This is a genomic window from Anaerolineae bacterium (assembly GCA_013178165.1).
Classification (GTDB): Bacteria; Chloroflexota; Anaerolineae; order Aggregatilineales; family Ch27; genus Ch27.
In genome coordinates, this window is sequence record JABLXG010000006.1 from 140898 (window position 1) to 153912 (window position 13015).

Consider the following 13015-nt stretch of genomic DNA (forward strand, 5'->3'; position numbering starts at 1 on the left):
TCTCTCTTCTGCTCTACAGGATTTGGCAAGGGCGGGTTTCCAGTATAGCATAGACGACCGACGCCAGGTGAGGGAGATTCGGGTCGATACCCTGCAGAGTGCCTGCCCCATACGGATCACGGAAATCTGCATCCCCCATCGCCCCCCATCGTCCTGCTAACCACTGGAGCCAGCGAACCATCATGTTCTGGGTGCCACTGCTGACCATCGTCGTCTACGGCGTACTACACAGCCTGCTGGCCTCGCCGTTGCTCAAGCGCCGCATCCGGGCAACCATCGGCGAACGCGCCTATGAGGGCTTCTACCGCCTGGCCTACAACATCCTGAGCGCCGTCCTGCTGGCGCCGGTCATCCTTGTCCTGCTGGTAACACCTTCACAAGAAGTGTGGCGTATCCCAATGCCGTGGGCGGCAGCCTGCATGCTGATCCAGGCGGGTAGCCTGATTGCGCTGATCGTTGCCGTGTTACAGGCTGACCCGTTGCGCTTCGCCGGGATCAGCCAGGCGCTGGCCTACCTGCGGCATGAACCGCTGCCACCAGAATCGCTGCAGGTGCAGGGCTTCTATGGCCTGGTGCGCCACCCGCTGTATCTGTTCAGTCTGCTGGTGCTATGGCCAAGCCCGATCATGACCGACACGCTCTTGGGGGTGGCAGTTGGAGCAACCCTGTACCTGCTGCTTGGCTCCCGGCTGGAGGAACGTCGCCTGGCAGCTGAGTTTGGAGAGGCGTACACCGCCTATCGCCGCCGCGTGCCCTGGCTGCTTCCGTGGCCGCGCCCACGTAATAACTAACCCTGCTGTCATGAGCACCGGCACGAGCGCATGATGGACAGAAGCATATGACCCATCGACAACAACTCATGCTGGCAACCGGTATTCTGATCGCCCTGCTGGCTCTTTACGCGGTGATTCTGGTGGTCAACGCCCGTATGGAAGCAGTAGCCTCAGCGACAACGATCCCTTACGCCGGCCTGACCCGCCGCGTCACCAATGACGGCGCCCCAATCCTGGGTGCACCGGAAGCCGCCACAACTATTGTGGTCTTCCTGGACTACGCCTGCCCTCACTGCGCGCTTTACCAGAACACCCTCAATGCCTTCATTGAGCAGGCTATCCGTCCCGGTCAGGCGCGGCTGGAGATCCGGCTACTGGCGGGGTTGGACCCAACTGGCTCGCCGGTGGCGGCGCGGGCGGCCCTGTGCGCCGGGGCGCAGAATGCCTTCTGGGAGATGCACGCCGAATTGCTTGAGATGCAGAACATCCGCAGCGCTGACATCTTCACCAGCGACCGGATCAGGACAGCGGCGGAAAGACTTGGCCTGAACAGCGAGGAACTGCTGCGTTGTATCTCCAATCCCAACAGCTTCCGCGACGCCCTCCAGAGCAATGTTGATCTTGCCAACAGTCTGGGCGTCAAAACCCTGCCAGCCGTGCTGTATCGCCGTGGAAGCGGCTATCCCGCCTGGTTCGAGCGGAACAACCAGCGGCTGACTGGCGGCGTGCCCCTTGATGTCCTGAGCAGTGTGATCCAGGTTACGCCAGCGCCATAGAGCAACCCGACAGCCCTATTGATCCGCCTGTCCGTCATCTTCCCAGAAGCCTTCCGGCACATCCAGCGCCATCCGCGGACGCGCGCCGGTCAGGACGCCCCGGTCAAGCAGGGGCATGAGGGTAATGCCACCGGAATTTTGTAGCTCCCACTGGCTGATCGCCAGGAGGTGCAGGCGGCCTGCAACGATGCCGGTCGCAATGACCAGTGGCAGCCGCTCAAGGATAGCGCCGTCTACATCACTCTCGGTCAGGGCAGGCCGTCCCTGCAAGAGCAACCAGCGCAGACTACTCCGCAAGCGCACCGGCTGCACGCTAGCCCGGAACGTGACCAGCAGACGCGGGCGGCACGATCCCGTCAGCGCTTCCCACAGGGCCGCCGCTTCGTCTCCACGCACTTCATCCAGCGCCAGAACTACCGGACTATTCGCCAGCGCTGCGGCGATCGTCTCCGCAAAGGAGCGCCCCGCCAGCTCCTCGGTGCCGGCTGTTGCTGCCAGTATATGGCCGCCCTCCGGAAGCCTGATCTCCGCTGCCCGCTGCGCCAGCCACACTTCGCCAGCTACAGGGCACTCGGCCAGCAGCGCCTGCAGCAGCGTGGTCTTGCCACTCCCGGCGTCACCGGCCACAACCAGGCCATACGGACTGCGCGCCAGGGCGCGCAGGAGCGTCTCCTCGCGCGCGTTGAGGACGCCTTCAGCAGCCAGTGTCGCCAACGTGATCGGGTTGTGCGGATGCAGACGGAGGTTCGCATGCAACGCCGGGCTGAGCGGCGGTGCGATCGTCGTCAGGCGGGCCGGCCGGCCCGCCAGGATCAGCCCTGCCTCCAGAAAAGGCTCTCCCGCCTGCAGCGCGCCGCCCGCCCGTCGAACCATTCGCTCTACAATCCGTCGCAGATGGGCTTCATCCTCAAAGCCAACTGGCGCATCCTCAAGCGGCCCCATGCGCCGCCGCACCAGGCAGCGCTGCGCTGTTTCCATCACCACCTCGGTGACGTCATCATCAGCAAGCAGGGGGTCCAGCGGGCCAAGGCCGAATACTTCCCTGACCACAGCAGTGAACAACGCGGTTTTCTCGGCCCTGTCCAACCGCACTGCCTCCACCGCCAGCACGTATTCCCCGGCTTCCCGCACCAGGGCGTGCCGCGTGGTCTCGTCCAGCTTTTCCAGCACATCCGGCTGATCGCCGACCTCCGCGATCACCTCGGCGGCAATCCGTTCCCGCAGGGCCGCCAGCGAAAAGCTCGCCGCGCCATGCCGTCCCGGCACGATCTGTGGCTTGTTCTGACCTGGCCGGGAGGTTTCACCCCGGTCATCGGTACCTTCAGGCGGATCGTCGTGCAAGCGGCGTAGCACGGGCATCACCTCATCTCCTCAGCGCAACCGCTCCTGGCCCAGCGTAGCCGCGATCAGGCTCTGCTTATAGTCCCACAATCGCTGGGTCAGCGAGACGTGATAGATGTGCGGGTGCATTAGCCGGCGCACGCCAGCATGCAGCCGCTCGACATCGCTGTGCCGCTGGGCGCGCATGGCCTCAATATCCGGCAGATCGTAGACCAGCCGTCCCTCGTCAAGAACATCCACCAGCAGCGGCTCGATCTGGCTGATCTCCTCCCGCCTGAGTGTCCGACATTTTTGGTGCATGGCAGGGTGGCGGAGCACCAGCTCGTTTTCTGTCCGGGGGTCTTCGTCCTCAAGGCTCAGGAGGTCAGCCGTCGCCTGGCCCTGACTGTCGTAGACCCGCCAGACCTGCTTGTGACCGGGATTGGGAATTTTCTCCGGCGTATCGGAGATTTTGATCGCCGGCTGCCACTGGCCGTTATCACAGACGGCTACCAGCTTGTACACGCCATCCAGCGCCGAATTGCCTTCAGAAGTGATCAGCCGCGTCCCGACGCCATATACCAGCCGCCGGAGGATCCGCTCAGCATCCAGGTGGTAACGCGGTGCTTCCTCTTGTATCTGGGTCACGATCTGCCAGATCGTCACTTCGTCAAGCTGGTTGGAAAGCACAATGGCTGTATCTTCAAAACCTGCAGCATCCAGCATCCGCGCCGCCTGAACGGCAAGGTAGGCCAGATCGCCCGAATCCAGCCGGATGCCCAGGGGTCGGTGTCCCTTGCGACGCAACTCTTCAAAAACCCGGATCGCGTTCGGGACGCCGCTCTCTAGGGTATTGATGGTGTCAACGAGCAGCAGGCAATCGTCGGGATACACCTCGGCGTAAGCGCGGAAGGCGTCCAGTTCGCTGCCGCCAAGCGCTAGAAACGCCTGAACCATGCTGTGGGCATGCGTCCCTTTGGGCGGGTAGCCCAGCACCGCGGAAATCCCGACGTTGGAAGTGTAGTCCGCCCCGCCGATCAGCGCCGCCCGCGCCCCGGCATTGGCGCCCTGAGCCGGACCACGCCGCAGTCCGAATTCCAGCACCAGCTGGCCGTGAGCGCTTTCGCGAATTTGCGCCGCCTTGGTGGCGATCAGAATCTGGTAGTTGAGATGGTTGAGCAGCCCCGTCTCCAGAATCTGGGCGATCGCCAGCGGGCCGCGCGCCACCGTAATGGGCACCTGTGGATGGATAACCCTGCCTTCAGGGATAGCCTGCAACGAGATGCTTTCAAACGTCCCGTAGCGTTCCAGCCAGCTCAGAAAATCAGCGCCAAACAGCGGTTGCCGGGCTACGCCGGTCTGTCCGCGCAAAAAGGCGATCTCCTCTGCGCCAAAGCGGGCCTGGCGCATCCAGTCCAGCAGCCATTCCAGCCCTGCATTGACGCAGTAACCCGCCGGGTGCAGCCCGTAATCCGGGTAACTGCGGAAATAGTGGTCAAATTGCGCCAGCTTTTCATGCAACCCCATCCGGTAGTACACCTGGGCCATGGTGAGCTGGTACATATCCGTGAACAGAATGCCTTCAGCCAGTTGCCGGTTATTACGGCTCATTGCGCACCCCTCTTCGCCAGCATGCCCGGTCATCGTCCTGCCTCTCCAACCAGGCAAGTCGAGTATACGTCGCGGGCAAGGGCTGTCAACCGACCCGCTGGAGACGATCTGCACAGTCATTTCCGGCATACCCCGCTCAATAATGTGGTATACTTCCGCCGTTTTGAAAACCTGCTGCCAGAAAGGCTGCCTCACCATGGATATTGCCATCACCGGTTCGATCGCGTATGACTACATCATGCGCTTTCCGGGGAGATTTGCAGACCAGATTGTGCCGGACAAGATCGACCGTATCAGCCTGAGTTTCCTGGTTGACGAGATGACCAAACACTGGGGCGGCGTTGCGGCCAACATCGCCTATACGCTGGCATTGCTGCGCCAGAAGCCGCGTCCTCGCCTGGTCGGTACCGTCGGGCGCGACTTCGGCGACTACCGCGTCTGGCTGGAAACTGTTGGCGTCGATACCAGCCCGGTCCGCCAGATCGACGATGTCTTCACTGCGTCATTCTTCGTTAATACTGACGTGGACAACAACCAGATCGCGTCGTTCTACGCCGGGGCAATGGCCTATGCCCGCCAGTATACGCTGGCCGATCTGCTACCTGCTCCTCCTGACCTGGTCGTGATCTCGCCAAACGACCCCCTGGCCATGCAGCAGTACGTGGACGAATGCCACGCACGCGGCATAGCTTTCATGTATGACCCCAGCCAGCAGGTCGCCCGCTTCGGCGGCGAGCCGCTGCGGCATGGCATCGACCGCGCGCATATTCTGATCTGCAACGAGTACGAATTTGAACTGATCATTCAGAAGACCGGCCTGACCCGCGAGGCGATTATCGATCGAGTGCCGGTTGTGGTGGTGACGCTTGGCGAAAAAGGCTCACGCATCTACGCGGAAGGCCAGGCGATCGACGTACCGATCTTCCCTCCGGAACGTATCGCCGATCCCACTGGCGTTGGCGATGCCTTCCGCGCCGGTCTGCTGCGGGGCCTGAGCGCCGGCTGGGACTGGGAGTTGTGCGGTCGTGTGGGCGCGCTCTGCGCGGCATACGTCCTGGAACGGGTGGGCACGCAGAGCCACCGCTTCACGCCGCAGGAGTTCGTTACCCGCTTCCGCACGCGCTTCGATGACGAAGGTCAGCTAAACTGCCTGTTGGACTGAGCGCCAGTCTGCGGGAGCACTACCGATAAAACCGCGGGCGACAAGCAGCATAAGCTGTGCTACAATGCGTCTTTGGATTCTTGCGCCATCTTGCATGGACCACGTAAGGAGTATCCATGGCTGTTGAACACCATGTCCGTTCCCTCGATCTGGCGCCCGGTGGGCGCCTGCGCATCGAGTGGGCCGAAAACGATATGCCTGTTCTGCGTCAAATCCGGCAGCGCTTTGAACGGGAAAAACCGCTCAAGGGCCTGCGGATTGCCGCTTGCCTTCATGTCACCACTGAAACCGCCAACCTGGTGCACACCCTCCAGGCGGGCGGCGCTGAGGTCGTGCTGACCGCTTCCAACCCGCTCTCGACTCAGGATGATGTCGCCGCTTCGCTGGTAGCCCACTACGAGATTCCCGTCTACGCCATCAAGGGCGAAGACAACCGGACCTACTACGAGCACCTGCAGCGCGCGCTCGATCATCAGCCGCACATCACGATGGACGACGGCGCTGACCTGGTCAGCGAGCTACACAAGAACCGCACCGAACTGCTGGACGGCGTGATTGGCGGCACCGAGGAAACCACCACCGGCGTGATCCGGTTGCGGGCGATGGCCGCCGACGGCGCGCTGCGCTTCCCTGTGATCGCCGTCAACGACAGCATGACCAAGCACATGTTCGATAACCGCTATGGCACCGGCCAGAGCACAATCGACGGAATCGTCCGGGCCACCAACCTGTTGCTGGCTGGGCGAACAGTGGTCGTCGGCGGTTATGGCTGGTGCAGCCGGGGTATCGCCATGCGCGCCCGCGGCATGGGCGCCAATGTTATCGTCACCGAGGTCGACCCGCTCAAGGCACTGGAAGCGACGATGGACGGCTACCGGGTCATGCCGATGATCGAGGCTGCGCCACAGGGGGATGTCTTCGTGACCTCCACTGGTGACATCAACGTGATCGATCGCCAGCACTTCGAGGTGATGAAGGATGGCGCAGTCGTCTGCAACTCCGGGCACTTCAACGTGGAAGTCAATATCCCCGCTCTGGAGTCGCTGGCGGTTGCCCCGCCGCGCCGTGTGCGTCCCTTTGTCGATCAGTACGTGCTGCGCGACGGTCGCCGTATCCACTTGCTGGGCGAGGGTCGCCTGATCAACCTGGCCGCCGCCGAAGGTCATCCCGCCAGCGTCATGGACATGAGCTTTGCCAACCAGGCGCTGGCCGCTGAATACATGGTCAAGCATCACGACACCCTGCAGAACAACGTCTACAGAGTACCGCAGGATGTCGATCTGGAAATTGCCCGCCTCAAACTGGAAGCTATGGGCATTCGCATCGATACGCTGACGGAAGAGCAGATCCGCTATCTGAACCAGTGGCAGGAAGGTACCTAGTCCTCGCCAGCGTCATGTGGCCCGGTGCGGGCTACCGATCGGAGGATCGCCCGCGTTCTGCGCTAACGGCCTTCCTCTATGAAGCGCAAATCAAGAGGAGATAGTGCTCATGAGTCACCGTGTGCTGTTCACACTCGCGCTGCTTACTGCCGTAATCCTGGCCGGGCTTGCGCCCGTAGCCGCCGCCCCTCTCATGCAGGAAACCCAGGCAGCTCTGGTGCGCCTGGTTCACGGCATCCCCGAGGCCCCTGCCGTCGACGTCCTGATCGACAGCCAACCGGCAGCCGTGCAACTGGGCTTCACCCAGGCCACTGATCACCTGCGCCTCTCTCCTGGCGATCACGCGGTCACAGTACGCGCAGCAGGCGCAACCCTCGTGGAAACTACCCTGACTGCCACGCCGGGACAGGCTATGACTGTGGCCATCGTCGGGACGGCCACTGCGCCGGAAATTCAGGTTTTTGAAGACGACCTCAGCCCGCTGATTACCGGTAACGTCCGCGTCAACGCGGTTCACGCCGCGCCCGGCGTCGGTGATATTGACGTGGTCCTGCCAGATGGCAGCCCGGTGCTTCAGGCGCTGACCTACGGCAGTAGTTCGGGCGGCATTGACATTCCGGCCAACAGTTACCCGCTGGCAATCGTGCCCACTGGCCAGGCCGTTGAGCAGGCGCTGATCCCCCCGGCGGATTATCCCCTGCGGGCCGGGAACCTGTACCGCTTCATGGTCGTCGGCGGGCCAACCCTGATCCTGCTGGAATCGCCTGTCCTGCCCGGCGGCGATAGCGTGGCTGTTCGCGTCGCCCATGCCATTGAGGGTGCACCGGCGGTTGATGTGCTGTTCAACGATGTACTGCTGATCCCCGCCCTCAAGGCCGGCGAGATCACTCGTCATGTCGCCTTGCCGCTGGGACCGTATACCGTCACCGTGCGCACGGCTGGTGAGCAGAACGTCGCCGCTGTTGCTTCCCTTAGCCTGGATCTCAGCAGTCTCGACCTGGCCGGGCAGGGCCGCACAATCGTTGTGCTGGATAAGGGCGACACGCTCAGCCTAGAGGTTTACCCCGACCCTGTCGAGACTCTTGATCCGACGACCAGCCGTGTGAGCGTGATCAACGGCATTCCCGGCACCACTCTGAATGGCTCACTGATGGAAACTTCCTTCACCGTGCCGGAGAACGTCGTCTTCAATACGGAAGTCCCCGCCGGCGCTTACTCGCTGATCCTCGCGGCGGATGGTGGCAGCGCCTTGTCGGTTGACGCCTTGTACAACGGCGGCACGCTGTATAGCGTGCTGGTAACCGGCACGGCTGAAGCGCCCTTTGTCTTGTTTGCGTCAGCGCCCCTGAACTTCCAGCCGGGCAGCGCCATCGGCCTGCCGGCTGAGGCGGTTGCTGAACAGCCGCAGCAAGCTGAACAGGCCACCGCGGCGACAGCAGAACCAACCGAGGAAGTCGCCGAAGCAGCCGCTGTACCGACAGCAACGCCCCTGCCAATGCCTACTGAGCCGCCTGCGCCCGCTGTTGCGCCGCTGCCCGCCGCTACCACTCCGACTGAGGGAACGATCGGCCTGGTCTACAACCTCAATCCCGGCGCCAACCTTCAGTTGCGGGAATATCCGCGCGCTGATGCCCGCTCGCTGGGTCTGGTGACCGGCGGCACCGTGCTCAGTGTACTGGGACGCGCCGGTGAACCGGACTTTCCTGCGGTGCCCGACCTCGCTCCCGGCCAGGACCTGAACCCGCAGGATACCTGGCTGCTGGTGGAATTCACCACGGTTGACGGCGGTACGGTTACGGCCTGGGCTTCCGCTCAATTCGTGCAGGTGACAGAAGGCGGCAAGCCTGTTCGGCTGGCCGATCTCGATCCGCAGCCCTCGGACGTGCCCGGCACGGTCAGCGGTGCAGCCGCTGCTGCCCCGACCACAGCACCGGTGAGCGCCGAGTTCTTTGCTGTAGTCTACAATCTCAACCCCGATGCCCGCCTGAACATCCGCCGCACCCCGGACGTGCTGGCCGAAGTGCTGGCGGCAGTCCCGGCTGGCACGGTGCTCGAGCCAACCGGCATCCTGGAAGACCTCTCCTGGGTGTTCGTGACCTATCGGCCAGAAGGTGGCGGCGAGATCACCGGGTGGGCTTCGGCGGAATACGTGCAGTTCATGTTCCGGGGTCGGACCTACCTGCCTGCCGCTGAGCGGGTCGCTGAGCTGATCCAGCGCAACCTGCTGACCTTCGTCGATCCGACCCTGCGTGGCGAAGTCAGCGCCGATGTCCTGCCGACCGCCACACCGGCGCCCTCCGACCTGACGTTCTTCGGGCTGGTCTACAACCTCAACCCGAACGCCAACCTGAACCTGCGCCGCGCCCCTGACACACTGGCCGAAGTGCTGGCGCGGCTGCCAGCCGGCACGGTGATCGAGCCGGTCGCCATTCTGGAAGACTTCTCCTGGACATATGTCACCTTCCGGCCGGAAGGCGGCGGCGAAATCACCGGCTGGGTTTCCACCGAATTCGTGCAGTTCTTCTACCGCGGGCGGCTATACCTGCCAACGGCAGAGCGCATCACGGAACTGCTCCAGCGTAACTTGCTGCGTCTTGCCGATCCAACCTTGCAGGGTGAAGTCAGCGCGGGTGCTACCAGCGCCGGATCTTCTGGCTCCGATCTCTCGCAGTTCCGCAACCAGTACGTTGGCATCGCTGTGCTTGATCCGGGGGCTAATTTGCATCTGCGCCGTACACCTGACGCCGCGAGTGAATCGCTGGCGCTCATCCCCAGCGGGGCGACCATGATCGTCTTTGGCCGCACCACCGATGCACAATGGCTGCAGGTGGAATATGACGCCACGACCGGTTGGGTCGCCAGCGCCTACGTCTCGCTGACGCTGAACGGTCGCCGGGTGCGCCTGGAAGACCTGCCGCAGATCCAGTGACCGCCAGTACAGGCGGTTGGTTCTGTGCAACGGCCCTGGTGTCAGGGCCGTTGCCGTTTTGCTGCCCGCTGGTCAAGTTTGGCGGCAACACTACAATAGACAGCGCAGTACAGATATGTAGGAGAGGTGAGCGATGCCAACTACCCGGCGCCCGATAGCGACGATCCTGGCCGGTCTGATCCTGCTGGCCGCATGCGGCCCCACGCCAACAGCGACGCCTGTGCCAACGGTGACGCCTACACCAACCCTGGCCCCGGCTCCCAGCCCTACTCCTACGGTGGGCGTCGTGCCGCAGAGTGTCGGCGGCCCAGCAGCGGGTGCGCACATCCGTGTCGTGCAGGCCGCCCCTCAGAGCGGTGCGCTGGATATTTACCTGGAGCAGGCCCTGGTGGCCAGCCGCCTGGGTCATGGCGCCTACACCAATCCGACCAGTGTCGCAGCAGGTGTCTATTATCTTCAGGCAGTGCCGGCTGGCGCGCGGCCCAGCACGCAGGTACTGGCAGACACCACCGCCACGCTGGAGCCTGAGGGTAGCTACTTGATCCTGGTCTCCGGGACCGCCGAAACGCTCAACTTCGCTATCTTTCAGGAAGACCTCAGCCCCATACCGACTGGCCAGGCGCGTCTGGCTTACCTGCATGCCGTCCCCCGTGGCGTCCCCGTCCAGCCGCGCGTCGACGGGCAACCATACCCCGAGGTGCTGGATTTCGGCCAGGTCAGCGCCGGCTACCCGGTGGACGCTGGCCCGCGGCAGCTATCTGTCACCTCCGGTGAGACAACCATCGCCACTCTGGGCGCCACCCTCGCGCCTCAGCAGATGTACACCGCCGTCCTGATCGGGCAGGTAGGCGGGGGAAACGAGACTATCCTGCTCTTCAGCACCCCCGCCCGCACGATAGGACAGGTGCGCTTCATCCACGCTGCTCCGAATACGCCAGCCGCAACGGTCTACCTGGATGACCAGCTGCTGGCGGAAGCGGTATCCTTCCGCGCCGCTACCGGCTGGCAAGACTTTGCCCCACGCGCCTATACCGTGCGCACGGAAATCGCCGACGCGGAAGGCGGGCTGCCTATCGAAACGCGTTTCAATCTTGGCGCCAATCAGGCGGTCGAGGTGCTACTTCTGGAGGATCGGGGCACTCCCGCCCTGCGCGTCTATGCGCATTCAACTGCGCCTACACCGCCGCAGACCGCACGTCTGGTAGTGGTCAATGCCGCGCCTTCCGCGCCGGCGGTCTATGCCTACAACCGCGCTGACCGCTTGCCGGAGATTCCGATGATCCCGGCTGGCGCTGCCACCCAGGTACTGGACATCCCGGCCAGCCGATTTGAACTGCTGTGGCTAAACAGCCAGGGGGCCGATGCCCGTATAGTCGAACGCGCTGGCGAAGTGACCTTTCTGGAAGGCTACACCTACACCTATGTCGTGACCGGTGCAGAGCGCGACCCGTTCGTCATTGCTACAGAAGCCGGCGTGGACCGCGCCCAGCCCGCCCCGTTTGTTGAGGAAACGCCTGCCGCCAGTGAAGCTGAAGGCGTGCCCGTGCGGGTCTTCAGTGCCCTGACCGAGCCACTGAACATCCGCGTTCGTCTCGACGGCATCACAGTCGCCGAAGACCTGGCCCCGCGCCAGGCCAGCGATCAGACGCATGTCCCCCCGGCGGTCTATACCCTGCGCGTCGACCCTGTCACTGATCCCAATGCGCCAGCTTACTACGTCGGCGAACTGTCGCTGGTCGACGTGCCGCCGGTCACGCTGCTCGTCTACGGCAACCCTGATGCACCCGCTACCGCCTTGCTGCCGGATTATCAGGGGACAGCGCAGCCCGGACAGGCTGTCCTGCGCGTTATTCACGCCGCCGCCGATACTGGTGACCTGCTGGTGAGCTTCGATATCCCCGGCCTTGCACCGCCCGGCAGCCCCACTATCGCCGCCCCGGCAGTGGTTCCCCGCCCCACCCTCACACCCGGCCCCCTGGAGCAGTATGACTCCGGGCTATTCGGGCCGGGTCAGACCACCGAATTCATCGGCCTGCCCGCCAGCACCTACGATATCTACATCCGCCGGGCCACAGACGATCAGGTTGTCGCCATCGTCCCCCGCCTGGTGTTGCAGAGCCGCACAGCCTACGATCTCTTTTTGCTGCCTGGCCCCAGCCCAGAGGTGCTTGACGTGATTCTGCTGCCTTCGTCGCTGGAGGGGTAAGCGATTGAGGGTGGCGAATGAATTTTTATGTTTAGCATCTATTCAATTTGACAAAGAATCCGCCGCCATGCTAAGATTCGCCCAGGTGAAATCATAGAGGCCGTCAGGCAGGGATACGCGGTATGCAACAGACGCGACAACACATCCTGGAGATTCTCAAAGAACGCGAACAGGCTACCGTGGACGAAATCGTGCAGGACCTTTCTCAGCGCATCGGCGAGATCACAGCGGTGACCGTCCGTCACCACCTGGAAATCCTGCGCGGCGATGGCCTGGTAGCTGCGCCGATCGTCCGCCGGCGCACCACACCGGGCCGCCCCCAACATGTCTACTCGCTGACTGATCGGGCGCTGGAGCTATTCCCCAACAACTACCGCCAGTTCGCTCAGCAACTCCTGCTGCAGATCAAGAGCCAGTTGCCCCGGCAGGAGGTGAACGTCATCCTGGAGAATGTGGCGGAGCGCATGGCCAGTGACGTAATCCCGCCTGATGTGCCGATGCCCGCCCGCCTGGAGCGCGTGGTAGAATACCTGACCAGCCAGGGCTACCAGGCCGCCTGGGAGACCACCGAGCAGGGCTATATTTTGCGCACCAACAACTGTCCTTACCATCATCTGGCAGCCGATCACGAGGAATTGTGCGCGATGGATATGCGCCTGATCAGCACCTTGCTGGGTGGCATCGTGCCCCGCCGGGTCGAGCACCTGCCTTCCGGCGGGCTGAGTTGCACCTATCTGATTCCCGCTCGAATATCCCACCCTGTACCGGAATAAAGAAGAAGGATTTTGTTTTTATTGACGCCTGCCATAGCGCATGGTACAATGGCCCCCCAATCGTGGCTAGCTAAGGAGACTGC

Annotated in this window: 9 protein-coding genes; 7 read left to right on the plus strand and 2 right to left on the minus strand. The window is 63.1% G+C overall.

Going from position 1 to position 13015, the window contains the following annotated elements; all coding sequences use genetic code 11:
• The first annotated feature begins 182 nt into the window (after positions 1-182).
• Positions 183-791 (plus strand): isoprenylcysteine carboxylmethyltransferase family protein, encoded by a 609-nt coding sequence (locus HPY64_06910; GenBank protein NPV66858.1) that lies wholly within the window; start codon positions 183-185, stop codon positions 789-791.
• A gap of 47 nt (positions 792-838) precedes the next feature.
• A complete protein-coding gene (locus HPY64_06915; GenBank protein NPV66859.1) occupies positions 839-1549 on the plus strand; it encodes a thioredoxin domain-containing protein in 711 nt (236 codons plus the stop codon).
• Between the two features lie 15 nt (positions 1550-1564).
• On the opposite strand, the gene tadA is transcribed toward HPY64_06915, so the two are convergent.
• The gene (tadA, locus tag HPY64_06920) at positions 1565-2908 is read right to left on the minus strand and encodes a Flp pilus assembly complex ATPase component TadA (protein NPV66860.1); all 1344 of its coding nucleotides are present in this window, start codon (positions 2906-2908) and stop codon (positions 1565-1567) included.
• Positions 2909-2920: 12 nt separating this feature from the next.
• Positions 2921-4480: a nicotinate phosphoribosyltransferase gene (locus HPY64_06925; protein NPV66861.1), complete on the minus strand. Its 1560-nt coding sequence runs from the start codon at positions 4478-4480 to the stop codon at positions 2921-2923.
• A 196-nt stretch (positions 4481-4676) separates the two neighbouring features.
• Here HPY64_06925 and HPY64_06930 point away from each other — a divergent pair, with 196 nt between their 5' ends.
• The 5 genes from HPY64_06930 to HPY64_06950 all read left to right on the plus strand — a co-directional run bounded on the left by HPY64_06930 (position 4677) and on the right by HPY64_06950 (position 12932).
• On the plus strand, positions 4677-5642 hold the full coding sequence (locus HPY64_06930) for a carbohydrate kinase family protein (protein ID NPV66862.1): 966 nt from the start codon (positions 4677-4679) through the stop codon (positions 5640-5642).
• A 116-nt stretch (positions 5643-5758) separates the two neighbouring features.
• Positions 5759-7024, plus strand: a complete 1266-nt coding sequence (locus HPY64_06935; protein NPV66863.1) for an adenosylhomocysteinase — start codon at positions 5759-5761, stop codon at positions 7022-7024.
• Between the two features lie 109 nt (positions 7025-7133).
• Complete coding sequence (locus tag HPY64_06940) at positions 7134-9953, plus strand: DUF4397 domain-containing protein (GenBank protein NPV66864.1); 2820 nt, start codon at positions 7134-7136, stop codon at positions 9951-9953.
• A gap of 133 nt (positions 9954-10086) precedes the next feature.
• Complete coding sequence (locus HPY64_06945; GenBank protein ID NPV66865.1) at positions 10087-12159, plus strand: DUF4397 domain-containing protein; 2073 nt, start codon at positions 10087-10089, stop codon at positions 12157-12159.
• A gap of 122 nt (positions 12160-12281) precedes the next feature.
• Positions 12282-12932, plus strand: a complete 651-nt coding sequence (locus HPY64_06950; protein ID NPV66866.1) for an ArsR family transcriptional regulator — start codon at positions 12282-12284, stop codon at positions 12930-12932.
• Positions 12933-13015: the final 83 nt, after the last annotated feature.